36 protein-coding genes and 3 rRNA genes are annotated in these 23,907 nt (G+C 38.2%); all 39 read right to left on the bottom strand.

Translation table 11 applies throughout. The annotated features are described in order from the left end of the window. The 39 genes from rrf to rplD all read right to left on the bottom strand — a co-directional run bounded on the left by rrf (position 1) and on the right by rplD (position 23,894). Positions 1–109 (bottom strand): 5S ribosomal RNA (gene rrf / locus AC0LWJ_RS10300). A 267-nt stretch (positions 110–376) separates the two neighbouring features. Then, positions 377–3,253, bottom strand: a 23S ribosomal RNA gene (locus tag AC0LWJ_RS10295). A gap of 416 nt (positions 3,254–3,669) precedes the next feature. Further along, positions 3,670–5,191, bottom strand: a 16S ribosomal RNA gene (locus tag AC0LWJ_RS10290). Together the 16S, 23S and 5S rRNA genes form the textbook arrangement of a ribosomal RNA operon. A 313-nt stretch (positions 5,192–5,504) precedes the next feature. After that, positions 5,505–5,897 (bottom strand): 30S ribosomal protein S9, encoded by a 393-nt coding sequence (gene rpsI / locus AC0LWJ_RS10285; protein WP_474239978.1) that lies wholly within the window; start codon positions 5,895–5,897, stop codon positions 5,505–5,507. 17 nt (positions 5,898–5,914) lie between these two features. Continuing rightward, complete coding sequence (gene rplM / locus AC0LWJ_RS10280; RefSeq protein WP_474239972.1) at positions 5,915–6,343, bottom strand: 50S ribosomal protein L13; 429 nt, start codon at positions 6,341–6,343, stop codon at positions 5,915–5,917. A gap of 86 nt (positions 6,344–6,429) precedes the next feature. Beyond that, positions 6,430–7,164 carry a tRNA pseudouridine(38-40) synthase TruA gene (truA, locus tag AC0LWJ_RS10275; RefSeq protein WP_474239970.1) on the bottom strand — a complete coding sequence of 245 codons (735 nt, stop codon included), beginning with the start codon at positions 7,162–7,164 and terminating at the stop codon, positions 6,430–6,432. 42 nt (positions 7,165–7,206) lie between these two features. After that, positions 7,207–8,013, bottom strand: coding sequence for an energy-coupling factor transporter transmembrane component T family protein (locus AC0LWJ_RS10270; protein WP_474239968.1), 807 nt, complete (start codon positions 8,011–8,013; stop codon positions 7,207–7,209). Further along, positions 8,006–8,866 carry an energy-coupling factor transporter ATPase gene (locus AC0LWJ_RS10265; RefSeq protein ID WP_474239966.1) on the bottom strand — a complete coding sequence of 287 codons (861 nt, stop codon included), beginning with the start codon at positions 8,864–8,866 and terminating at the stop codon, positions 8,006–8,008. The genes AC0LWJ_RS10270 and AC0LWJ_RS10265 overlap by 8 nt, the downstream gene beginning before the upstream one ends. After that, a complete protein-coding gene (locus tag AC0LWJ_RS10260) occupies positions 8,851–9,681 on the bottom strand; it encodes an energy-coupling factor transporter ATPase (protein WP_474239964.1) in 831 nt (276 codons plus the stop codon). The genes AC0LWJ_RS10265 and AC0LWJ_RS10260 overlap by 16 nt, the downstream gene beginning before the upstream one ends. A 130-nt stretch (positions 9,682–9,811) precedes the next feature. Beyond that, positions 9,812–10,150, bottom strand: coding sequence for a 50S ribosomal protein L17 (gene rplQ, locus AC0LWJ_RS10255; protein WP_474239962.1), 339 nt, complete (start codon positions 10,148–10,150; stop codon positions 9,812–9,814). A 15-nt stretch (positions 10,151–10,165) separates the two neighbouring features. After that, positions 10,166–11,089, bottom strand: coding sequence for a DNA-directed RNA polymerase subunit alpha (locus AC0LWJ_RS10250; protein WP_474239960.1), 924 nt, complete (start codon positions 11,087–11,089; stop codon positions 10,166–10,168). 43 nt (positions 11,090–11,132) lie between these two features. Beyond that, positions 11,133–11,753 (bottom strand): 30S ribosomal protein S4, encoded by a 621-nt coding sequence (gene rpsD / locus AC0LWJ_RS10245; protein WP_474239958.1) that lies wholly within the window; start codon positions 11,751–11,753, stop codon positions 11,133–11,135. A 14-nt stretch (positions 11,754–11,767) separates the two neighbouring features. Further along, a complete protein-coding gene (gene rpsK, locus AC0LWJ_RS10240) occupies positions 11,768–12,160 on the bottom strand; it encodes a 30S ribosomal protein S11 (RefSeq protein WP_284679824.1) in 393 nt (130 codons plus the stop codon). Between the two features lie 15 nt (positions 12,161–12,175). Further along, the gene (rpsM, locus tag AC0LWJ_RS10235; RefSeq protein ID WP_284679825.1) at positions 12,176–12,544 is read right to left on the bottom strand and encodes a 30S ribosomal protein S13; all 369 of its coding nucleotides are present in this window, start codon (positions 12,542–12,544) and stop codon (positions 12,176–12,178) included. Between the two features lie 11 nt (positions 12,545–12,555). Beyond that, positions 12,556–12,669 carry a 50S ribosomal protein L36 gene (rpmJ, locus tag AC0LWJ_RS10230; protein ID WP_006555676.1) on the bottom strand — a complete coding sequence of 38 codons (114 nt, stop codon included), beginning with the start codon at positions 12,667–12,669 and terminating at the stop codon, positions 12,556–12,558. Between the two features lie 15 nt (positions 12,670–12,684). Continuing rightward, on the bottom strand, positions 12,685–12,903 hold the full coding sequence (gene infA, locus AC0LWJ_RS10225; RefSeq protein WP_284681116.1) for a translation initiation factor IF-1: 219 nt from the start codon (positions 12,901–12,903) through the stop codon (positions 12,685–12,687). Between the two features lie 16 nt (positions 12,904–12,919). Continuing rightward, positions 12,920–13,192, bottom strand: a complete 273-nt coding sequence (locus AC0LWJ_RS10220; protein WP_474239954.1) for an RNA-binding protein — start codon at positions 13,190–13,192, stop codon at positions 12,920–12,922. Positions 13,193–13,204: 12 nt separating this feature from the next. Further along, positions 13,205–13,951 (bottom strand): type I methionyl aminopeptidase, encoded by a 747-nt coding sequence (gene map / locus AC0LWJ_RS10215; protein ID WP_474239952.1) that lies wholly within the window; start codon positions 13,949–13,951, stop codon positions 13,205–13,207. After that, entirely contained in the window at positions 13,951–14,601 is a 651-nt protein-coding gene (locus tag AC0LWJ_RS10210) for an adenylate kinase (RefSeq protein WP_474239950.1), read from the bottom strand. The genes map and AC0LWJ_RS10210 overlap by 1 nt, the downstream gene beginning before the upstream one ends. A gap of 18 nt (positions 14,602–14,619) precedes the next feature. Beyond that, complete coding sequence (gene secY / locus AC0LWJ_RS10205; RefSeq protein ID WP_474239948.1) at positions 14,620–15,876, bottom strand: preprotein translocase subunit SecY; 1,257 nt, start codon at positions 15,874–15,876, stop codon at positions 14,620–14,622. Next, positions 15,877–16,320 (bottom strand): 50S ribosomal protein L15, encoded by a 444-nt coding sequence (gene rplO, locus AC0LWJ_RS10200; protein ID WP_284679830.1) that lies wholly within the window; start codon positions 16,318–16,320, stop codon positions 15,877–15,879. Between the two features lie 13 nt (positions 16,321–16,333). Further along, positions 16,334–16,519 carry a 50S ribosomal protein L30 gene (gene rpmD / locus AC0LWJ_RS10195; RefSeq protein WP_474239947.1) on the bottom strand — a complete coding sequence of 62 codons (186 nt, stop codon included), beginning with the start codon at positions 16,517–16,519 and terminating at the stop codon, positions 16,334–16,336. 10 nt (positions 16,520–16,529) lie between these two features. Beyond that, positions 16,530–17,033: a 30S ribosomal protein S5 gene (gene rpsE / locus AC0LWJ_RS10190; RefSeq protein WP_474239945.1), complete on the bottom strand. Its 504-nt coding sequence runs from the start codon at positions 17,031–17,033 to the stop codon at positions 16,530–16,532. A gap of 16 nt (positions 17,034–17,049) precedes the next feature. Then, on the bottom strand, positions 17,050–17,415 hold the full coding sequence (rplR, locus tag AC0LWJ_RS10185; RefSeq protein WP_474239943.1) for a 50S ribosomal protein L18: 366 nt from the start codon (positions 17,413–17,415) through the stop codon (positions 17,050–17,052). An 11-nt stretch (positions 17,416–17,426) separates the two neighbouring features. After that, positions 17,427–17,969, bottom strand: coding sequence for a 50S ribosomal protein L6 (rplF, locus tag AC0LWJ_RS10180; protein ID WP_474239942.1), 543 nt, complete (start codon positions 17,967–17,969; stop codon positions 17,427–17,429). Between the two features lie 22 nt (positions 17,970–17,991). Further along, a complete protein-coding gene (rpsH, locus tag AC0LWJ_RS10175) occupies positions 17,992–18,390 on the bottom strand; it encodes a 30S ribosomal protein S8 (protein WP_474239976.1) in 399 nt (132 codons plus the stop codon). An 11-nt stretch (positions 18,391–18,401) separates the two neighbouring features. Further along, entirely contained in the window at positions 18,402–18,587 is a 186-nt protein-coding gene (locus tag AC0LWJ_RS10170; protein WP_284679835.1) for a type Z 30S ribosomal protein S14, read from the bottom strand. Between the two features lie 15 nt (positions 18,588–18,602). Next, complete coding sequence (gene rplE / locus AC0LWJ_RS10165) at positions 18,603–19,142, bottom strand: 50S ribosomal protein L5 (RefSeq protein WP_284679836.1); 540 nt, start codon at positions 19,140–19,142, stop codon at positions 18,603–18,605. Between the two features lie 19 nt (positions 19,143–19,161). After that, entirely contained in the window at positions 19,162–19,485 is a 324-nt protein-coding gene (rplX, locus tag AC0LWJ_RS10160; protein ID WP_284679837.1) for a 50S ribosomal protein L24, read from the bottom strand. 13 nt (positions 19,486–19,498) lie between these two features. After that, the gene (rplN, locus tag AC0LWJ_RS10155; protein WP_474239940.1) at positions 19,499–19,867 is read right to left on the bottom strand and encodes a 50S ribosomal protein L14; all 369 of its coding nucleotides are present in this window, start codon (positions 19,865–19,867) and stop codon (positions 19,499–19,501) included. A gap of 19 nt (positions 19,868–19,886) precedes the next feature. Further along, on the bottom strand, positions 19,887–20,141 hold the full coding sequence (rpsQ, locus tag AC0LWJ_RS10150) for a 30S ribosomal protein S17 (RefSeq protein ID WP_284679839.1): 255 nt from the start codon (positions 20,139–20,141) through the stop codon (positions 19,887–19,889). A 19-nt stretch (positions 20,142–20,160) separates the two neighbouring features. Then, on the bottom strand, positions 20,161–20,364 hold the full coding sequence (gene rpmC, locus AC0LWJ_RS10145) for a 50S ribosomal protein L29 (protein WP_284679840.1): 204 nt from the start codon (positions 20,362–20,364) through the stop codon (positions 20,161–20,163). Further along, on the bottom strand, positions 20,354–20,788 hold the full coding sequence (rplP, locus tag AC0LWJ_RS10140; RefSeq protein ID WP_284679841.1) for a 50S ribosomal protein L16: 435 nt from the start codon (positions 20,786–20,788) through the stop codon (positions 20,354–20,356). The genes rpmC and rplP overlap by 11 nt, the downstream gene beginning before the upstream one ends. Before the next feature lie 3 nt (positions 20,789–20,791). Beyond that, positions 20,792–21,457 carry a 30S ribosomal protein S3 gene (gene rpsC / locus AC0LWJ_RS10135; protein ID WP_284679842.1) on the bottom strand — a complete coding sequence of 222 codons (666 nt, stop codon included), beginning with the start codon at positions 21,455–21,457 and terminating at the stop codon, positions 20,792–20,794. A 14-nt stretch (positions 21,458–21,471) separates the two neighbouring features. Then, positions 21,472–21,807 carry a 50S ribosomal protein L22 gene (rplV, locus tag AC0LWJ_RS10130; RefSeq protein WP_284679843.1) on the bottom strand — a complete coding sequence of 112 codons (336 nt, stop codon included), beginning with the start codon at positions 21,805–21,807 and terminating at the stop codon, positions 21,472–21,474. 17 nt (positions 21,808–21,824) lie between these two features. Further along, positions 21,825–22,106 carry a 30S ribosomal protein S19 gene (rpsS, locus tag AC0LWJ_RS10125; protein WP_284679844.1) on the bottom strand — a complete coding sequence of 94 codons (282 nt, stop codon included), beginning with the start codon at positions 22,104–22,106 and terminating at the stop codon, positions 21,825–21,827. A gap of 20 nt (positions 22,107–22,126) precedes the next feature. Then, the gene (rplB, locus tag AC0LWJ_RS10120) at positions 22,127–22,957 is read right to left on the bottom strand and encodes a 50S ribosomal protein L2 (RefSeq protein ID WP_474239935.1); all 831 of its coding nucleotides are present in this window, start codon (positions 22,955–22,957) and stop codon (positions 22,127–22,129) included. Positions 22,958–22,980: 23 nt separating this feature from the next. After that, positions 22,981–23,274 (bottom strand): 50S ribosomal protein L23, encoded by a 294-nt coding sequence (gene rplW, locus AC0LWJ_RS10115; RefSeq protein ID WP_474239974.1) that lies wholly within the window; start codon positions 23,272–23,274, stop codon positions 22,981–22,983. After that, positions 23,274–23,894, bottom strand: coding sequence for a 50S ribosomal protein L4 (gene rplD / locus AC0LWJ_RS10110; protein WP_474239933.1), 621 nt, complete (start codon positions 23,892–23,894; stop codon positions 23,274–23,276). Before rplD ends, rplW begins: the two co-directional genes overlap by 1 nt. Positions 23,895–23,907: the final 13 nt, after the last annotated feature.

The following is a 23,907-nucleotide window of genomic DNA, read 5'->3' as shown; positions in this document are numbered from 1 at the left end:
ATCCGGCAGCGTCCTACTCTCCCGCTTACGCAGTACCATCGGCGCTGGAGGGCTTCACTTCCGTGTTCGGTATGGGAACGGGTTTTTAACCTCCGCTATTGCCACCGGAAATCTTTCGTTCATTCGCTTTGCATATTATTCTGAAAAAATCTTATCAACGCTCACAAATTTCGCTTTCTATATATCATCGTTTCATTCCGCTTGTTTGGCTAACGCCGTCTATGCGCTGTGACGGCTTTCGCTTTCGCTCATACGCCAAACTACGCTACATTCATCGTGATATATCACGAAAGCTTCATTAATCGTTCGCTTTTGATAGATTTTTTCTCCATATATGCTTTCATATATGAACTTTGATAACTGCACAATGCTTTTTGTGGTCAAGTCCTCGACTTATTAGTACCGGTCAGCTGAAAGTATTTCTACTCTTACACCTCCGGCCTATCTACCTCGTCTTCTTCAAGGTGTCTTATCCTTTTCAGGTGGGAAATCTTATCTTGAGGTGGGTTTCACGCTTAGATGCTTTCAGCGTTTATCCCTTCCAAACTTGGCTACCCAGCTGTGCATCTGGCGATGCAACTGGTACACCATCGGTTCGTCAATCCCGGTCCTCTCGTACTAAGGACTGATCCTCTCAAATTTCCTGCGCCCGCGACGGATAGGGACCGAACTGTCTCACGACGTTCTGAACCCAGCTCGCGTACCGCTTTAATGGGCGAACAGCCCAACCCTTGGGACCTACTTCAGCCCCAGGATGCGATGAGCCGACATCGAGGTGCCAAACCTCCCCGTCGATGTGGACTCTTGGGGGAGATCAGCCTGTTATCCCCAGGGTAGCTTTTATCCGTTGAGCGACGGCAATCCCATTCTCTACCGCCGGATCACTAAGCCCGACTTTCGTCCCTGCTCGTCTTGTTGGACTCACAGTTAGGCTACCTTCTGCCTTTGCACTCTCTCGCGCGATTTCCAACCGCGCTGAGGTAACCTTTGGGCGCCTCCGTTACTCTTTTGGAGGCGACCGCCCCAGTCAAACTGCCCGCCTGTCAGTGTCCATATGCCGGCTTACGGCTTATATGTTAGAATTTCGGTAATCTCGGGGTGGTATCCCAACGTCGGCTCCGGTAAGGCTTGCGCCCTACTTTCTCCGCCTCCCACCTATCCTGTACGGAAATTACTAAAATCCAGTGACAAGCTGCAGTAAAGCTCCATGGGGTCTTTCTGTCCTGTCGCGGGTAACTCGCATCTTCACGAGTACTACAATTTCACCGGGTCCCCCATCAAGACAGCGCCCAAGTCGTTACGCCTTTCGTGCGGGTCGGAACTTACCCGACAAGGAATTTCGCTACCTTAGGACCGTTATAGTTACGGCCGCCGTTTACTGGGGCTTAAGTTCTGTGCTTCTCTTCTCAGATAACACTTCCCCTTAACCTTCCAGCACCGGGCAGGCGTCAGCTCCTATACTTCGTCTTTCGACTTAGCAGAAACCTGTGTTTTTGGTAAACAGTCGCTTGGGCCTCTTCTCTGCGGCCTTTCGGCACTCCTTCTCCCTAAGTTACGGAGTCATTTTGCCGAGTTCCTTAATGAGGGTTCTCCCGCTCGTCTTTGGATTCTCTCCTCGCCTACCTGTGTCGGTTTGCGGTACGGGCACCTCTAACCTCGATAGCGGCTTTTCTTGGCAGCCCCTTTGAGTCTTCGCCTTTCGGCTCCCCATCACAGCTCTTATGAGTTTGGGGTCTTCCCTCCATACTCTTTTCGTCGCTGCTTGGACGTGCTCTACCAACCGCACGCTCCTCTTATCTCGCTGCGTCCCCGCTTCTCTTTTACGGTCTTTGGTGGTACCGGATTCATTACCGGTTGTCCATCGCCTACGCTTTCGCCTCGGCTTAGGTCCCGACTTACCCTGGGCGGATTACCCTTCCCCAGGAATCCTTAGGCTTTCGACGGTAAGGTTTCTCTCCTTACTCTCGTTACTTATACCGGCATTCTCTCTACTGTACTGTCCAGCTTCGCTTCCGCTTGGCCTTCTTCCTGTACAGTACGCTCCCCTACCATCTCTTGATCCGAAGCTTCGGTGGCATGTTTTAGCCCCGTTTATTTTCGGCGCAGGACTTCTCGACCAGTGAGCTATTACGCACTCTTTGAATGTATGGCTGCTTCTAAGCCAACATCCTGGTTGTCTTGGATATCCTACTTCCTTTCCCACTTAACTTGCTCTTTGGGACCTTAGCTGTCGGTCTGGGCTGTTTCCCTTTTGACTACGGATCTTATCATTCGCAGTCTGACTCCCAGGTCTTGATATGGCATTCGGAGTTTGATAGGGTTCGGTAGCCTTTCTGGCCCCTTTCCCATTCAGTGCTCTACCTCCATATCTTCTACCCTGAGGCTAGCCCTAAAGCTATTTCGGGGAGAACCAGCTATCTCCGTGCTCGATTGGAATTTCTCCGCTACCCACAATTCATCCCATGACTTTTCAACGTCAACGTGGTTCGGGCCTCCACCAGATCTTACTCCGGCTTCACCCTGATCATGGGTAGGTCGCACGGTTTCGGGTCTATGGCATGCAACTTCCGCCCTCTTTAGACTCGCTTTCGCTTCGGCTCCGCTCTCGCTTAACCTTGCTGCATACCTATAACTCGCCGGTCCGTTCTACAAAAAGTACGCGGTCGTCTGCTTTCGCTTGACTTCCACTGCTTGTGGACATATGGTTTCAGGTTCTGTTTCACTCCCCTCCCGGGGTTCTTTTCACCTTTCCCTCACGGTACTATGCGCTATCGGTCACTTAGTAGTATTTAGCCTTGGGAGATGGTCCTCCCGTCTTCCCACCGGGTTGCCTATCCTGTGGTACTCTGGATCCCACTCGGGTATCTTCCTTTCGCCTACGGGGCTTTCACCTTCTTTGGCAGGCCTTCCCAGGTCCTTTCGGCTTCGTTTGATACTCCTTTTTGTGGTCCTAAACCCCGGTATCTATGATACCGGTTTGGGCTCCTCCCTTTTCGCTCGCCACTACTCAGGGAATCGATTGTTTTCTTTCTTTTCCTCGCGTTACTTAGATGTTTCAGTTCACGCGGTTTCCCTTCTGCTGACTATTTATTCATCGGCAGATGCTTAAGTATTGCCTTAAGCGGGTTTCCCCATTCGGATATCTCCGGATCTCGGTCTGCTTGCGACTCCCCGGAGCGTTTCGCCGCTGGCTGCGTCCTTCTTCGGCTCTAAGTGCCTATGGCATCCTCCATACGCCCTTTGTAACTTGACCTATTCTCCTAACTTGTATTTTTTGCAATGTTTTACGTAAATATTATTATCGCTCACAAATTCCGCTTTCTATATTTCATCGATTCACTTCTCTCGTTTGGCTAAAGACGTCTATGCGTTGTGACGTCTTTTATACGCCAAACTTCGCTTCGTTCATCGTGATATATTACGAAAGCTTCATTAATCGTTCGCTTATAATAATATTTAATAGACAGTGTTTTGTAAATACTGTTAGTTTTTGGTTCTCATTGGCTGGGAACATTCCACGCAGTGGTGTGTCCCCATTCTTCTATACTCGTTTGTTTTGTTGTTACCCATTTTTTTCGCATTGTGCAGTTTTCAAGGTTCACATTTGAGGAATTTTACCCTCAAAATTGAACAGTAAGTTTGCCTTTGTTTTATAGTATTTCTCCTTAGAAAGGAGGTGATCCAGCCGCACCTTCCGATACGGCTACCTTGTTACGACTTCACCCCAATCACTTACCCCACCTTCGGCAGCTGCCTCAGTACAAGTACTGTTAGCTGGCTGACTTCGGGTGTTGTAAACTTTCGTGGTGTGACGGGCGGTGTGTACAAGGCCCGGGAACGTATTCACCGCGGCATGCTGATCCGCGATTACTAGCAACTCCGACTTCATGCAGGCGGGTTGCAGCCTGCAATCTGAACTGGGACCTGTTTTTTGGGATTCGCTCCGGATCGCTCCTTCGCTTCCCTCTGTTCAGGCCATTGTAGCACGTGTGTAGCCCAGGGCATATAGGGCATGATGATTTGACGTCATCCCCACCTTCCTCCGTGTTCTCCACGGCAGTCTCGATAGAGTGCCCGTCTCTACGCTGGCAACTATCAACAAGGGTTGCGCTCGTTGCGGGACTTAACCCAACATCTCACGACACGAGCTGACGACAACCATGCACCACCTGTCTCACAGCTCCCCTAAGGGCACTGAGTTATTTCTATCTCATTCTGTGGATGTCAAGCCCTGGTAAGGTTCTTCGCGTTGCTTCGAATTAAACCACATGCTCCGCTGCTTGTGCGGGCCCCCGTCAATTCCTTTGAGTTTTAACCTTGCGGTCGTACTCCCCAGGCGGGATACTTATTGCGTTAACTCCGGCACGGATGTTGTCACACCCACACCTAGTATCCATCGTTTACGGCGTGGACTACCAGGGTATCTAATCCTGTTTGCTCCCCACGCTTTCGCGCCTCAGCGTCAGTCCAAGTCCAGAGAGCCGCCTTCGCCACTGGTATTCCTCCTGATATCTACGCATTTCACCGCTACACCAGGAATTCCGCTCTCCTCTCCTTGACTCAAGTCTCTTAGTTTCAGATGCACTCCCTCGGTTAAGCCCAGGTTTTTCACATCTGACTTGTTAGACCGCCTACGCGCCCTTTACGCCCAGTAATTCCGGACAACGCTCGCCCCCTACGTATTACCGCGGCTGCTGGCACGTAGTTAGCCGGGGCTTTCGTATGGTACCGTCATTATCTTCCCATACTATTGAGCTTTACAACCCGAAGGCCTTCTTCGCTCACGCGGCGTTGCTGCGTCAGGGTTCCCCCCATTGCGCAATATTCCCCACTGCTGCCTCCCGTAGGAGTCTGGACCGTGTCTCAGTTCCAGTGTGGCCGTTCACCCTCTCAGGCCGGCTACCCATCGTCGCCTTGGTGGGCTTTTACCCCGCCAACTAACTAATGGGACGCGGGCTCCTCCTTTGGCGGATTTCTCCTTTCTTCATCTTATGATGCCATATGATGACTTTATCCGGTATTAGCACCCCTTTCGGTGTGTTATCCCGGTCCGTAGGGCAGATTACCCACGTGTTACTCACCCGTCCGCCGCTGCCTTTTGTTCAATAAATTGAACATCAGACCGCTCGACTTGCATGTGTTAGGCACGCCGCCAGCGTTCGTCCTGAGCCAGGATCAAACTCTCATGTTTAAATCCTTTTTCTCATTCTTTTTCTTACTGGCTTTCTTACTGTTCAATTTTCAAGGTTCATTCCCCCGCCTCTTTGGCGACATTGTTTATATTATCATATCTTTTCTATCTTGTCAACTCTTTTTCTGTCTTTCTTCTGCCGCTTTCGGCGACAGGTATTAATATACCATGTTTTATATTGATCTTCAACCCGAAAATTTACTTATATTACGCTTTTTAAATGGTTTATTTTAAATATACGCATTTTTTCTTCTTTTTGCTTAATTTCTCTTGAAATCGCATAATATAGAGATAAAAGAGCATATATGCTCTTTTATCTCTTTGAGAATTGTGGTGCTTTTCTTGCTTTTTTAAGACCGTATTTTTTCCTTTCTTTCATCCTTGGATCCCTTGTAATAAATCCGGCTTTTTTAAGTACAGGTCTTAATTCGGCATCTGCTTTCATGAGTGCCCTTGTAATTCCATGTCTAATAGCACCAGCTTGACCTGTTAATCCGCCGCCTTCTACCTTTACATATATATCAAATTTATCAATATTTTCTGTTAGAATCAAAGGCTGCTTTACTGTGTACTTTAATGTGTCAAGACCAAAATATTCATCTAAGCTTTTCCCATTTATCATTATATTACCTTTTCCGGGTAACAATCTTACTCTCGCAACAGATGTTTTTCTTCTACCTGTTCCAAAAAACTGCAATCCTTGCATCATAATATCCTCCTTTCTTATATCTCCAATTTCTCAGGCTTTTGAGCCTCATGATTGTGTTCAGTTCCAGTATAAACTTTTAATTTTTTAATCATATGCCTTCCAAGTTTATTCTTTGGCATCATGCCACTAACAGCCTTAAAAATAGCCTTTTCCGGTTTTGTTCTCATAAGGGTTTTATACTGAATCTCTTTTAATCCTCCTGGATATCCTGTATGATACCTATAATATTTTTGTTCTAATTTTTTTCCTGTTAATACTACTTTGTCTGCATTTGTTACTATCACATAATCTCCAGTATCAACACTTGGTGAATATACAGGTTTATTTTTGCCTGTAAGTATTTTTGCTATTTGGCTTGCAAGTCTTCCAAGAACTTTGCCTTCAGCGTCAATAACATACCACTTTTTTTCTATTTCATTTTTTTTCGGCATGTATGATTTCACTTCGTAAAACCTCCTTATATATAAAAATTACAATAAACGGGGCATAATCATGCATAGTATTATTTTAATCTACATGGTTCTGCATGTCAATAGAATATTTTCAATAAATATAAACCCTGTGGTGGCGATGTTTTACCTGCAAGGTTACGATTTTTTGATTCAAGTATATTTTTTATCATGTATGGTTCTATTTTTTGACATCCAATATCAACTAATGTTCCAACTATTATTCTAACCATATTATACAAAAAACCGTCTGCTTCTATTTCAAAGGTAATGATATCCTTATTTTTATTAAGGGTAGTTTCTTTTACTGTACGTATAGGATTCTTTACATTGCTTCCTGATGCTTTAAAAGCTGAAAAATCGTGTGTTCCAATAAGAAAGTCAGCAGCTTCTTTCATTTTCTCTATATCTAATTTATAGTTTATATGCCAACAATAATTCCTCATAATTGGTGATGAAAATTTCCTGTTTAATATCACATATCTGTATCTTTTTCCTTTTGAAGAATATCTCGAATGAAAATCTTGCTCTACATCTTTTGCTTCGACCACTGTTATATCACGAGGAAGTAGACTATTTATAGCATAGGGTATTTTTTCTGCCGGTATTTTTGTCTTTGATTTAAAATTTGCTACTTGATAATATGCATGAACCCCTGTATCTGTTCTGCTAGCACCAATTAAATTAATTTTTTCGGCAGTTATTTTTTCAATTGCTTTTTTAACAACTTCCTGTATTGTCAATGCATTTTTTTGGTACTGCCATCCATGATAATTTGTTCCATCATATTCAAGAATTATTCTTATATTTCGCACTTTCACGCCTCCATGACTTTTAAAAATGCAAAAGCGTCAGAATTACCAAATCCAAAATCTATTCCAAATTAATATTATTACAAAAAAAATGGTTATTATAATTGCTGTAAAGTCAATAGTTTGCATTTTCAACTGCTTCATTTTTGTTCTATTGACACCGCCTCTATAACACCTTGCTTCCATTGCAATTGCAAGTTCATCAGCTCTTCTAAATGCGCTTATAAATAACGGTACTAATAAAGGCACAAGATTTTTAGCTCTTTTAATCAAATTCCCACTTTCAAAATCTGCACCTCTGGCAATTTGTGCCTTCATTATTTTATCCGTTTCTTCTAATAAGGTTGGTATAAATCTTAAGGCTATTGTCATCATCATTGCAAGTTCGTGTGCCGGTACCCCGATTTTTTTAAAAGGATTCAGTAAACTCTCAATACCATCTGTCAATGCAATAGGGGATGTTGTAAGGGTTAAAAGTGATGTCCCTATAATAAGAAATATAAGCCTTAATCCCATAAATACAGCAAGTTTCAATCCGTTTGTGGTGATTTTTAAAGCTCCAATTGAAAACAAAATTGTACCACCAGGTGTAAAGAATATATTTAAAGTAACTGTTAGCAATAAAATAATAATGATGGGCTTTAAGCCTTTTAAAATATAGCTTATAGGAATCTTTGAGATTAAAATACTGATAAGAATAAAAGCAAATATAAATATATACCCGGAAAAATTTGTTATAATAAATAACGATATAATAAAAATTATTGATAATATAATTTTTGTACGAGGGTCTAATCTATGAATAAAGGTATTACCCGGAATGTATTGTCCGATTGTAATATTTTTAAGCATCTCTTCTTAACCCCCTGAGATATTTTAATATATGCTCTTTTGCTTCATCAACAGTTAATAAATCCTCCGGAACTTCTATTCCCTTACGTCTTAAATCCCTCATTAAATATGTTATCTGAGGTATGCCAAGCCCTATTCTTTCAAGTTTTCCAACTTCCTTAAATACTTCTTTAGGTGTACCTATCAATTCTATATTGCCCTCATGCATTACAATTATTTTATCAACAAGCTTTGCTATATCCTCCATACTATGAGAGACAAGTATTGTTGTCATATTATATTTTTCATGTATGTTTTTAATATTACTCAGTATTTCATCACGCCCACGTGGATCAAGACCTGCTGTAGGTTCATCAAGGATTAGAATCTTCGGTTTCATAGATAAAACTCCTGCTATTGCTATACGCCTTCTCTGACCGCCGGAAACTTCAAACGGTGATTTATCTTTTAATGAAACATCAAGCCCTACTATTTCCATTGCCTCAAATACCCTTTTTTCTACTTCATCTTCACTAAGTCCCAAATTAAAAGGTCCAAATGCAATATCTCTATAAATCGTTTCTTCAAATAATTGATGCTCTGGATACTGAAAAACTAAGCCAACCTCTTTTCTGATTTCCTTGAAATTAACTTTTTCTGTAATATCAATATTGTTTATGAAAATTTCCCCTGATGTAGGTTTTAACAAAGCATTTAAGTGCTGTATAAGAGTTGACTTACCCGAACCTGTATGCCCTATAATACCTGCAAATTCGTTGTCTGCTATTTCAAAACTTACATTGTTCAATGCCTTTGACTCAAAAGGTGTACCCTTGTTGTATATGAATGAAATATTCTTTACCTGTATTGACATATAAACCTCACCATCTCATCAACAGTTAAAATATCACTGGGAATTTCTATGCCCTCTTGTTTTAACTTAAAAGCAAGTTCGGTTACCTGGGGTACATCAAGCCCCAATTCTTTTAATTTTTTTACTTCTCTAAACACTTCTTTTGGAGTCCCATCAAGTGCAATTGTTCCTTCATCCATAACAATTATTCTATCTGCTAATACTGCTTCTTCCATAAAATGAGTTATTAAAATTATTGTTATACCATTTTCTTTATTTAACTTTGTAATGGTATCAATCACTTCTTTTCTGCCCATTGGATCAAGCATTGCAGTAGGCTCATCTAATATTATACATTCAGGTTTCATTGCAATTATGCCTGCTATTGCAACTCTTTGTTTTTGCCCCCCTGACAACATGTGTGGTGCAAAATCTTTGAATTTTATCATTCCTACAGATTTTAAAGCATAATCAACTCTTTTACATATTTCTTCAGGTTCTATTCCAAGATTCTCAGGTCCAAATGCAACATCTTCTTCTACAATAGTAGCTACAATCTGATTATCCGGATTTTGAAAAACCATTCCCGCTGTCTGCCTTATATCCCATATATGTGTTATATCTTTTGTATCCATATTATTAACATATACATTACCTTCTGATGGAATCAATAATGCATTAAAATGTTTTGCAAGGGTAGATTTACCCGAACCATTATGACCTATTATTGCTATAAATTGCCCCTTATTTATTTCAACATCTATAGAATCCAGCACTTTATTTTTATCAGTTTCATAATTAAATGATAGATGTGATACCTTAATTATCTTATCCATCTACATACCTTCTTTTAAAGATTTATTATCCTTATCATAATAAAACATCCTGTGCTTTAATCCTTCAAAAGTATTGTTTTTAATAAAATAGGGATTAAGTCTAAGTTTCAAACTTAACCCCTTATATTGTTTATACAAGTTCTAAAATAACCATTGGTGCCGCGTCTCCTCTGCGGGGCCCCAGTTTCAATATTCGGGTATAGCCACCATTTCTATCAGCATATTTCGGTGCTATTTCATCAAATAATTTTTTTACCACTGTTTCGTCTACTATATAAGATATAGCCTGTCTTTTTGAATGTAAATCGCCTTTTTTCCCAAGGGTAATCATTTTTTCCGCAATGCTTTTTACTTCCTTTGCTCTTGTTTCCGTTGTTTCTATCCTGCCATAATTAAGAAAACTCGTTGTAAGACTTTTTAGCATCGCCTTACGTTGATCCGAGGTACGTCCTAATTTTCTGTATCCCATTTGCAACCCTCCTTACTATTCGTTCTTTTGCAAGGATAACCCTAATTCTTCCAATTTTTGTTTTACTTCTTCAAAGGATTTCTTGCCAAGATTCCTGACCTTCATCATTTCCTCTTGAGTTTTTTGCACTAAATCCTGTACTGTATTTATTCCTGCCCTTTTTAAGCAATTATATGACCTAACGGATAAATCTAATTCTTCTATTGTAACATTACACAGTTTGTCAGTTTTTAACTCCGGTTTTTCAACAAGTGCTTCCATTTCATTATGGCTGTCAACAAATGTGGTAAATAAATTAAAATGTTCTATAAGTATATTTGCTGCTGAACTTATAGCCTCTTTAGGACTTATAGTTCCATTTGTCCATACTTCCATTGTAAGTTTATCATAGTCTGTTATTTGTCCAACACGGGTATTTTCCACATTATAGTTAACTTTTTTTACAGGAGTGAATATCGAGTCAACTGGGATGGTGCCAATAGCCTGATTTGGATCTTTATTTTTATCAGATGGCACGTATCCTTTACCTTTAACAAATTCTATTTCCATATTTAACTTAGCCCCATCACTTAATGTGGCTATATGATGACCTGGATTCATTATTTCAACATCACCATCTGTAATGATATCACCAGCAGTAACTTCACATTTCCCCTTTGCCTCAATTCTTCCTGTCTTAGGCTCATCTGTATATAGCTTTACGGCAATCTCCTTTATATTTAATATAATCTCCATGACATCTTCTTTAACACCGGGTACTGTTGTAAATTCATGCAATATCCCTTCTATCTTTATTGTTTTAGCTGCCGCCCCGGTCAATGAAGATAAAAGAACTCGCCTCAGAGAATTTCCAAGTGTTATGCCATATCCCCTTTCTAATGGTTCTATAACAAATTTAGCATATGTGTTATCTTCAGATTTTTCAACAATTTCTATCATTGTTTAAACCCTCCTTTATTATGTTTATGAGGGTAACCGATTATTACCTGGAATACAATTCAACAATTAAATGCTCTTCTACAGGCAGGTCTATATGCTCTCTTGCTGGCAGAGATAAAATTTTACCCTCGATTGTATCTCTATTAAAATCTAACCAATCAGGTATATTCGTTGCAGTTTCAATATTGTTTTTTATGACTTCCAATGACTTGCTTTCATCCTTAACAGTAATTACATCACCAACTTTAACAAGAAAAGATGGTATGTCAACCTTTTTACCATTGACTAAAATATGTCCATGTCTTACCAACTGTCTTGCTTGTGGACGAGAAGCAGCTATTGATAATCTATATACTACATTATCAAGTCTTCTCTCTAAAAGCTGCAAAAGGTTATCACCTGTTATTCCCCTCATTCTCTCTGCTTCTTCAAAATATCTTTCAAATTGTCTTTCTAATACCCCATAATATCTTCTCAACTTCTGCTTTTCTCTTAACTGTGTACCATAGTTTGTTATCTTTTTCCTGCTTTGTCCGTGTTGTCCCGGTGCATATGCCCTTCTTGACATAGCACATTTATCGCTGTAACATTTGTCACCTTTTAAAAACAATTTTACGCCCTCTCTGCGGCATAACTTGCATGTTGATTTAGTGTATCTTGCCATTTTTTTGCACCTCCTTAGACCCTTCTTCTCTTAGGTGGCCTGCATCCATTATGTGGAATAGGTGTAACATCTTTTATAAGACTTACTTCCAATCCCGCTGCTTGTAATGCTCTGATTGCTGCTTCTCTGCCAGCACCAGGCCCCTTTACATAAACATCTATCGTTTTAAGCCCATGATCCATTGCAACCTTTGCTGCTGCTTCTGCAGCCATCTGTGCCGCAAACGGAGTTGATTTTCTTGAACCTTTAAATCCAAGTGTTCCTGCACTTGACCATGAAAGTGCATTTCCTCCTTCATCTGTCAATGTAACTATTGTATTATTGAAGGTAGAATGTATATGTGCTGTACCGCGTTCTACATTTTTACGTTCACGACGTTTTGTCGTTCTTTTGACTTTTTTTGCCATTAATTTCCCTCCTTATTATTTCTTCTTCTTAGCAACAGTTTTCTTTGGTCCTTTTCTTGTTCTTGCATTTGTCCTTGTTCTCTGTCCTCGTACCGGCAGCCCTCTTCTGTGTCTTAAACCTCTGTAGCAGCCAATATCCATTAACCTTTTTATATTGAGCGAAACTTCTCTTCTTAAATCGCCTTCTACTTTATATTCTTTGTCAATTACTTCCCTCAGTCTGGCAACCTCGTCTTCTGTAAGGTCTTTAACCCTTGTATCGGGATTAATACCTGTTTTTGACAGTATTTCATTTGAGTGTGAACGACCAATACCATATATATAAGTCAGTCCTATCTCAATTCTTTTTTCTTTCGGCAGATCTATACCAGCTATTCTCGCCATTATTACACCTCCTAACCTTGTTTCTGTTTATGCTTCGGGTTTTCACAGATTACCATAACTCTACCTTTTCTTTTTATAATTTTACATTTCTCACAAATCTTTTTGACCGATGGTCTAACCTTCATAATATTACCTCCTTATCACTTTCCACGCCATACAATCCTTCCTCGCGTTAAATCATATGGGGATAATTCTAAAGTAACCCTATCTCCAGGAAGTATCCTGATAAAATTCATTCTTAGTTTTCCTGATATATGTGCAAGTACTTTATAACCATTGTCAAGCTCTACTTGAAACATTGCATTTGGTAAAGCTTCTATTACTTTACCTTCTACTTCGATAACATCTTCCTTTGCCAAGGATATCAAACCCTCCTTAATTACTTTCTTTATATTGTTTTAATGCCTCGATTAAATCTGAATTTGTCACGGTTTTTTTATTTAATAGCTTTTCTCTTACATTTTCAGCAACTGCATTATATTTTTGAAGATGAATTATTTTTTTCTTCTTTGGTTTTTCAATTTTCCTTAAATCTCCATCGGCAATCAATACATGCTTATCATCAACTTCAGCAATAACGACAAAGACCCTATCTTTATCTCTTCCAGCCTTTGATCGAACTATTCGACCAATTGGCATACCCACCATTAAATTCACCTCTTAAATCACTGTAAGAATTTCCGGTTCATTATCTGTAATTAATATTGTATTTTCATAGTGTGCTGACAAACTGCCATCCAATGTTACTACAGTCCATTCATTATCCATTACCTTTACATGATAATCTCCAGCATTAATCATTGGTTCAATTGCAAGCGTCATTCCATCTTTTAATTTGGGTCCTCTCCCAGGAGGTCCAAAATTAGGAATTTGGGGGTCTTCATGCATTTTTCTTCCTATACCATGACCAACATATTCCCTTACAACAGAAAACCCGTTGTTTTCTACATATGTTTGTATCGCATTAGATATATCACTTAATCGATAACCTGCTTTAGCCTTTTTTATACCTTCAAAAAAGCTTTGCTTTGTTACATCAATCAATCTTTGAGCTTCTTCGCTGATTTTGCCCACCGGGAATGTTCTTGCCGCATCACCATTGAATCCATGATAAATTGCACCCGTATCTATACCTACAATATCGCCTTCCTGCAATTTTCTTGAATTAGGTATTCCATGTACAACTTCACAATTTACTGATGCACATATAGATGCTGGAAATCCATATAAGCCTTTAAAAGCCGGGATACAATCATTTCTTCTGATATAATCTTCTGCTATTTCGTCTAATTCTTTTGTTGTGATTCCTGGCTTTATACATTTTTCTACTTCGTTCAAAACTCCTGCAGTTACCCTACCAGCTACTCTCATAAGCTCAATTTCATTTTTAGATTTAATATATATCATTATTTATTATCTCCCATTAATGCCTGTATACTTTCAAAAACCTCATTAACAGGTTTATTGCCGTCTATATCTATTAGAATATTTTTCTTTGAATAATATTCTATCAATGGTTTTGTTTCATCTTCATAAACTTTTAACCGCTTTAATACAGAGTCGATGTTATCGTCAGATCTTATTATTAATTTAGCACCACACTTATCACAAATTCCTTCAATTTTTGGTGGATCTGTTACAATATGATATGTTGCTCCACAATTAGGGCATATCCTTCTTCCACCCAACCTATTAATAAGTATATCTTTATCCACATTAATGTTTAAAACAAAATCAAGTTTTAGATTTTTCTCTTCTAAAAGATTATCAAAAAACTCGGCCTGATAAACATTCCTTGGATATCCATCAAGTAAAAATCCATTTTTACAATCTTCTTTTTGAAGTCTATCTTGAACTATTTTGTTCGTAACATCATCTGGTACCAACAAACCTTTATCAAGATATTGTTTAGCCAGTTTACCAAGCTCCGTTTCATTTTTTATATTGTACCTGAATATATCACCTGTTGAAATATGCGGTATGTGATTAGCCGCTGCAATCATTGAAGCCTGAGTGCCTTTCCCTGCACCCGGGGAACCAAGTAAAACTATTCTCATGTTTTGTCCCCCCTTCTTTTACTTTAAAAATCCTTGATAATTTCTCATAACCAATTGACCTTCTATCTGTTTCATTGTATCGAGTGCAACACCAACAGCAATCAATAAGGCGGTACCCCCAAAATATAACTGCAGACCAGTTATATTCATTAATATTACAGGTAATATCGCAACTGCTGCTAAAAAAATTCCACCGACAAAAGTTATTCTGTTCATAACTCTTGTTATATAATCAGTTGTTGGCTTGCCAGGTCTTATCCCTGGTATAAAACCGCCATATTTTTTCATATTATCTGATATTTCTATCGGATTAAAGATTATCGCCGTATAGAAATAAGTAAAAAACAGAATAAGCAATGCATTCAGTACATTATATATCCATCCGTTCGTTCCAAGCCATCTTGTTACAAAATCATAAAAAGCAGTCTTAGGAAAAAATGTTGCAATCTGCTGTGGAAATTGCAATAGTGAAAGAGAAAATATTAACGGAATAACTCCCGCCATGTTTATTTTAATTGGTATATGGGTACTTTTAGCGCCGTATACTTTTCTACCTACAACTCTTTTGGCATATTGTACAGATATTCTTCTTTGCCCTTCTGACATTAATATGATTGATACTACCATTACAAGTATTGCAACTACAAAAGCTAAAGCACCAAATATATTTGAAGTACCTGCTTGAACATACTGTACCGTAGTAGAAATCATATTTGGTATCCTTGAAATAATACCTGCAAATATAATCAATGAACTCCCATTTCCAATTCCATTTTCTGTTATTCTTTCACCAAGCCACATTAAAAATGATGTACCCGCTGTCAATGTAATTACTACAATAGCCATATCAAAAAATCCCCTGCTTATTAATGCATTTCTTAATCCTACAGTCATGCCTATGGACTGTATCAATGCAAGAACAACTGTTAAATAACGTGTATATTGTGCAATCTTTTTCCTGCCTTCTTCGCCTTCTTTTGCCATTTGTTCAAGAGAAGGAATGGCTATGGTTAAAAGCTGCATAATAATTGATGCATTAATATATGGAATAATACTCATTGCAAAAATTGTAAAATTACTGAAGGAACCTCCTGATATTATATCAAAAAAACCAAAAAGTGCTCCACTTCCAAGTGCCTTTTGTATTTGTGCAGGATTCACTCCAGGCACCGGAATATGTGAACCAAGTCTAAATATAATTAACATCGCTAAAGTAAATAATATCTTTTTTCTTATGTCTGGAACCTTCCAAGCATTGACAAGGGTGTTAAGCATTTATATCACCTCTGCCTTTCCACCAACTGCTTCTATTTTTTCTACTGCGGTCTGACTGAATTTATTTGCTTTTACTATCAATTTTTTATTGATCTCGCCTGTTCCCAGTATTTTTACTCCATCTTTGGTTTTTTTAATCAAACCTTTTTCAATAAGAAGCTCAGGTGTAACAGTTGTTCCATCTTCAAATAATTTATCAAGAGAACTTATATTTACTATTGCATAATCTTTCTTGAATATGTTTGTAAATCCTCTCTTGGGTAAACGCCTTGCGAGAGGCATCTGACCGCCTTCAAAACCAGGTCTTACACCACCGCCGCTCCTAGCTTTTTGACCTTTATGACCGCGTCCTGATGTCTTACCTGTACCTGAACCTATACCTCTTCCTACCCTCTTTATTCCGCGTCTTGCGCCTTCAGCAGGTTTTAAATCATGAAGTCTCAATGCTTACACCTCCTTATTCATTTACTGCTTCAACTTTTATTAAGTGCTTTATTTTATTAATCATTCCTCTTACTTGTGGAGTGTCTTCCAATATAGCACTGCTGCCTATCTTATTTAGCTTCAATGCTTTTACTGTATTCCTTTGTGCATTTACACGTCCTATTGTACTTCTAACCAATGTGATTTTCAATCTCGACATTTTAATCCTCCTATCCAAGCAACTGTTCAACAGGAATACCCCGCAATTTTGCAACTTCTTCTACCCTCTTTAAGGATTTTAATCCTTCTATTGTAGCATAAACCATATTGGTGGAATTTGCAGAGCCCAAAGATTTTGTTAAAACATCTTTTATACCAGCTGATTCAAGTACTGCACGAACAGGTCCCCCTGCAATAACTCCAGTACCTTCTTTTGCAGGTTTTAGCAATACTTTTCCGGCACCAAATATTCCGATAATATCATGTGGTATTGTTGTACCAACAACAGGCACTTTTATTAAATGCTTTTTAGCATCTTCAATACCTTTTCTTATTGCTTCCGGTATTTCTGTTGATTTTCCAGTTCCAACGCCTACATAACCTTTTTCAGCATCTCCGATAACAACTGTTGCGCTAAATCTGAAATTTCTACCGCCCTTAACAACTTTTGCAACACGGTTCAAACTCACAACCTTCTCTTTTAAATCAAGATTAGATATATCAATACGTGCCATTCATTTCCCTCCTTTTTTAGAATTCTAATCCAGCTTCTCTGGCTGCATCTGCTAATTCTTTAATTGTACCATGGTATATATACCCTCCACGGTCAAAAACAACATTTTTTATTCCCTTTTCAAGTGCTTTATTAGCAATAAGCTTGCCAACCATCCTTGCGGATTCTTTATTAGCACCTTTAACAATGCCTTTTAGTTCAGGGTCCATTGTTGATGCATATAGTAATGTCTTTCCTGCTACATCATCTATTATCTGAGCGTAAATATGGCTGAGACTTTTATAAACATTTAGTCTTGGCCTTTCCGGTGTCCCTGATACATGTTTCCTAACCCTTAAATGCCGTCTTTGACGTGATAATTGTCTGTTCGGTTTTGTTATCATATTTTCACCCCTTACTTCTTACCAGTTTTACCTTCTTTAAGTCTCACATACTCGCCGGCATACCTTATGCCTTTACCTTTATATGCATCTGGTTCTCTTATACTTCTTATTTTTGCAGCTATCTGCCCAACCTGTTGCTTGTCAGCACCTTTAACAATAATTTTATTTGTTCCATCAACAGCAAACTCTATTCCATTTTCTTCTTCTACTTCAACAGGATGTGAATAGCCTACGGTTAATACTATTTTTTTGCCCTGTTTTGCAACACGGTAACCAACTCCGACAATCTCCAATATCTTTTCGTATCCTGAACTTACTCCTGTTATCATATTGTCAATTAATGCCCTCGTTGTTCCATGTAATGCCCTCTCCTGCTTGCTATCGCTTTTCCTTTTAATCATTACATTGTTATCTTCAACTATTATATCAATTAATTTTGAAAATTTCTTTTCCAAGGTACCTTTTGGTCCTTTTACAATAACAAGATTATCATCATTTACTGTTACTGTTACACCCTTTGGAATTTCAATCGGCAACCTTCCTATCCTTGACATTCGCTACACCTCCTATTTAAAATTACCAGATATAGCAGAGGACCTCTCCACCTACTCCTTGTTTCCTTGCGTCTTTATCAGTTAATATCCCTTTTGGAGTGGAGATTATTGCTATACCTAATCCTCCCAAAACTCTTGGCAATTCATAATGTTTTGCATAAACCCTTAGTCCTGGTTTACTAATTCTTTTAAGACCGGATATAATCCTCTCTTTATTTGGTCCATATTTCATTGTTAATTTAAGTATCCCTTGTTTCCCATCATCTATTTCTTCAACAGCTTTAATAAAACCCTCCTGCAACATAAGCATTGCTATAGCTTTTTTAATATTCGATGCAGGTATTTCAACTGTTTCGTGTTTTACAACATTTGCATTTCTTATACGTGTAAGCATATCCGCGATTGGATCTGTCATTATTATACCTCCCCTCTTTACCAGCTTGCCTTTTTTACGCCAGGTATTATGCCTTTATGTGCATATTCTCTGAAGCATATTCGGCACATTCCATATTTTCTGATATATCCATGCGGTCTTCCGCATATTTTACATCTATTGTAGGCTCTTGTACTAAACTTGGGGGTTTTTTTCTGCTTTAAAATTAAAGCCTTTCTAGCCATTTATTCTTACCTCCTTTATTTTGCAAATGGCATTCCCATAAGCTCCAAGAATATTTTTGCTTCCTCATCAGTTTTAGCTGTTGTAACAAATATTATATCCATTCCCCTTACCTTATCAACTTTATCATATTCTATTTCAGGGAATATCAGTTGTTCTCTAATGCCAAAAGAATAGTTGCCTTTTCCATCAAAGGACTTTGTAGGAACACCTCTAAAATCTCTAACCCTTGGCAATGCTACATTGAAAAGTTTATCAACAAATTCATACATTCTTTCGCCGCGAAGGGTTACTTTTAAACCTATGGGCATTCCAGCACGGATTTTAAAATTTGCAATTGACTTTTTTGCTTTCGTTACAAGTGGTTTTTGACCTGTTATACTTATAAGGTCATTAGCCGCTGATTCAATTGCCTTTGGATTTTCTTTTGCTTCTCCTATGCCCATGTTAATTATGACTTTTTCCAGTTTCGGTACCTGCATTATATTTTTATAAGAAAATTTGGCTGAAAGAGCTGGTACAACCTCTTTTTCATATTTTTCCCTAAGTCTTGCCATGATAAACCTCCTTTCCTCTCTATATCGTCTCTTGGCATCTTTTGCAATATCTGATTTTTTCACCATTGTCAAGTATTTTTATGCCATATCTTACACCTGTACCGCATTTATTGCAAAACAGCATAACTTTCGAACTGTATATCGGCGCTTCCTGATGTATTATTCCTCCCTGCTGCTGTGGTCCACCTGCTTTTTTATGCTTTGTTACTACATTTACACCTTCAATAATAACCTTACCTTCTTTTGGCAATGCAGCTAACACCTTGCCGCGTTTCCCTTTATCTTTACCGGAGATTACTGTTACTATATCTCCCTTTTTTACATGCAGTTTATTTTTCTTCAATTATTACACCTCCTTAAAGTACTTCCGGTGCAAGTGATATTATTTTCATAAAATCTTTTTCTCTTAATTCTCTTGCTACTGGTCCAAATATACGAGTTCCTTTTGGCTGTAAATCGTCTTTTATAATAACAGCTGCATTATCATCAAACCTGATATATGTGCCGTCTTTTCTTGCTATTCCCTTTTTCGTTCTAACTATAACAGCTTTTACAACTTCACCTTTTTTTACAACACCCCCGGGTGTAGCACTTTTAACCGCAGCAACTATAACATCTCCAATATTGGAAAATCTCCTTTTAGAGCCACCCATTAAATGAATACACAATATCTCTTTAGCACCTGTATTATCTGCAACTTTTAACCTTGTTTGAGGTTGTATCATCTTGTTTACCTCCTTTCAGTCATTCTGCTTTTTTAACCACTTCAACAAGTCTCCATCTTTTTTCTTTACTTAAAGGTCTTGTTTCCATTATCTTTACAACATCACCAATATTGCACTGATTATTTTCATCATGTGCCTTGAATTTTTTTGTCCTTCTAATTATTTTTCCATACAATGGATGCTTGATTCTATCTTCTACGGCAACAACTATGGTTTTATCCATTTTATTGCTTACAACTGTTCCAATTCTTGTTTTTCTCAATGACCTTTCCAATCTAAAAATCCTCCTTTCATTAAGCATTCAACTTGCCAAGTTCTCTTTCTCTCATTATCGTTTTTATTCGTGCAATAGATTTTCGCACATCTCTAACTCTCATTGGGTTATTAAGCTGTCCGGTAGCAAGTTGAAATCTAAGATTAAAAAGTTCTCCTTTTAAATCGGAAAGTTTCTGATTTAATTCCTCATCTGTTAAATCCCTGATCTCTTTAGCTTTCATTCTCTTCACCACCCAATTCTTCACGTTTTATGAATTTTGTTTTTATAGGCAGTTTGTGTTTTGCTAATCTTAAAGCTTCTCTTGCTACATCTTCTGCCACACCGGCTATTTCAAATAAAACCCTTCCAGGTTTAACAACAGCTACCCAGTATTCTGGCGAACCTTTGCCGGAGCCCATACGAGTTTCAGCAGGTTTTTCTGTAACAGGTTTATCGGGGAATATCTTTATCCATACTTTTCCTCCCCTCTTAATATACCTTGTCATAGCAATCCTGGCTGCCTCAATCTGATTGGCAGTAATCCAACCATGCTCTAATGCTTGTATGCCATATTCGCCATAAGTAATTGTATTACCTCTTGTTGCATTACCTTTCATTCTACCTCTTTGCTGTTTCCTGTATTTAACCCTTTTAGGCATCAACATCTCTTATTTGCCTCCTTCCGCAGTTACCCGTTTCTTTGGCTGTGGTAATATCTCTCCTTTATTAATCCATACCTTAATGCCAATTTTCCCATATGTTGTGTTTGCTTCTGCAAAGCCATAATCAATATTGGCTCTTAATGTTTGAAGCGGTACAACTCCTTCATGATATCTTTCCGTACGAGCAATTTCTGCACCTGCAAGTCTTCCTGCACAGGCGATTTTTATTCCCTTTGCTCCAAATTTTATAGCTCTTGAAATTGACTGTTTCATTGCTCTTCTGAAAGATATTCTTCTTTCCAACTGTGATGCGATATTTTCAGCAACAAGCTGTGCGTCAATTTCAGGATTCTTAACTTCAACTATATTTATAATTACTGTCTTTTTTGTCATGTTTTCAAGTTCTTTTCTCAGTTCATCTATTCCAGAGCCGCCTTTTCCTATAACCATACCGGGTTTTGCTGTATGAATATTAATCTTGATTCTATTTGCAGCTCTTTCTATTTCGACCTTCGGTACTCCGGCTGTATAAAGCTTTTTCTTTATATATTCTCTTATTTTTATATCTTCAACAAGTGTATCACCAAAGTCCTTATCCTTAGCAAACCATTTTGCATCCCAATCTATCGTTACTCCAACTCTTAAACCATGAGGATTTACTTTTTGACCCATTATATCCCTCCTTTTTATTCTTTTTCATTAACAATAACTGTTATATGACTGGTTCTTCTTCTCATAAGGTTTGACCTTCCCATTGCTCTGGGCATGTTCCTTTTTAATATCGGCCCTTGATCCGCTACAGCTTTTGATATATATAGGTTTTCTTTATCTAAACCATTATTATTTTCTGCATTTGCAACTGCTGATTTTAAGACTTTTTCAACTATACCAGCAGCTTTATTCGGCGTAAATTTTAAAATTGCAAATGCTTCATCTATATCTTTACCGCGAATCATGTTTAAAACTAAGCCAACTTTCCTCGGAGAAATTCTGATATATTTAGCAACAGCTTTTGCTTCCACACTATAACCTCCTTTGCCTACTTTACCTTTGAAGTTTTTTCCGTATTTGCATGACCATGGAATGTTCGTGTTGGAGCAAATTCCCCCAATTTATGTCCTACCATGTCTTCAGTAATATAGACAGGCACATGTTTTCTTCCATCATGTACTGCTATTGTATGACCTACCATTTGAGGAAATATAGTAGAACTCCTTGACCATGTCTTTATAACTTTTTTTTCATTTTTCTTATTCATCTCTTCTATTTTATTGAGAAGCCTCTCATTTACATAAGGACCTTTTTTTAAGGATCTACTCAAAATTACAGCCTCCTTTCATATCAAGCTTTACGTCTTTTTAGTATCATCTTATCTGATACCTTTTTCTTTTTACGTGTCTTGTATCCCAATGCAGGTTTACCCCATGGCGTCATTGGACCTGGATGACCTATAGGTGCTTTGCCTTCTCCACCACCATGTGGATGGTCTACAGGATTCATAACTGAACCTCTTACCGTTGGTCTTATTCCAAGCCACCTCGATCTGCCTGCTTTACCTATCGAAATATTTTCATGGTCAAGATTTGACACCTGCCCTATTGTAGCTCTGCAGTTCGATCTAACCTTTCTTACCTCTGATGAAGGCATTCTTATCTGAACATAATCCCCTTCTTTAGCCATTAACTGTGCCTGGGCACCGGCTGACCTTACCATTTGTCCGCCTTTGCCTGCTGTTAATTCTATATTGTGTATTATTGTTCCTACAGGAATGCTATAAAGAGGCAGTGCATTACCTATTTTAATATCAGCATCTTCGCCAGATTGTATTAAATCTCCGACTTTCAAACCATATGGTGCAATTATATATCTTTTTTCACCATCAAGATAATGTATCAGTGCTATATATGCTGACCTATTTGGATCATATTCTATTGCAGCAACTTTTCCCGGTACTCCATCTTTATCTCTTTTAAAATCAATTATTCTATATTTTCTTTTATGTCCTCCGCCATGATGACGTACTGTTATTCTTCCATAAACATTGCGTCCACCTGTTTTATTTAAACTTCTCACAAGTGATTTCTCTGGTTTATCCTTTGTAACCTCTTCAAAGGTAGATACTGTCATTTCTCTTCTTCCAGGTGAAGTAGGATTGTATTTTTTTATACCCATTTTTTTCCCTCCTTATTTAAAAACTAAGCCTGCATACCTTCAAAGAATTCAATCCCTTTGCTATTTGGTTTCAATTTGACGATTGCTTTCTTATAGCTGCTTGTTCTGCCTTCATATTTGCCCATACGCTTCATTTTACCCATATAATTCATTGTAAATACTTTTTCAACATCAACACCAAATATTTCCTCAACTGCTTTTTTGATTTGGATTTTATTTGCATTTTTATTTACTATAAAAGTGTATTTTTTGTTGGACATTTCATTCATACTTTTTTCTGTAACAACCGGCTTTAATATAATATCTCGTGCCTCCATCAAGCATACACCTCCTCTACCTTGTTAACTGCATCTTTTGTAATGATAAATTTGTCATATTTCAATACATCATAAACATTTAATGTATTTGCATAAACTGTTTTTACATTAGGTATATTTCTTGATGATAATATGATGTTATTTTCATCCTCAGGTACAACAATCAATGCATTTTTAACATTAAAATTATTGAGAATTTCTGCAATCTTCTTTGTCTTTGGTTCATCCATTTTTAATTCTTCAAGAACTATTATTTCACTGTCTTTTACTTTCGAAGATAGTGCGGATTTCAAAGCTAATCTTTTGACTTTTTTAGGTATGTCATAACTATAATCCCTTGGTTTTGGTCCAAAGACTACACCACCCTTTATCCATTGCGGTGCTCTGATACTCCCTTGACGAGCTCTTCCTGTACCTTTTTGTCTCCAAGGTTTTCTACCTCCGCCTCTAACTTCACCACGTTTTTTGGTTGAATGTGTGCCCTGTCTTTGACTTGCTAAATAACTTAAAACCGCATCATGCATAACAGGAACATTCACATTAACACCGAATACAGCATCATTTAATTCAATCTCACCGGTTTGCTCACCATTTATATTAAAAACCGCTACCTTTGGCATCGATTTTCCTCCT

Source organism: Aceticella sp. 75b-Ac (assembly GCF_056032965.2).
The sequence above is the reverse complement of the archived record's forward strand: the minus strand, read 5'-3'. Positions and strand labels throughout refer to the sequence as shown.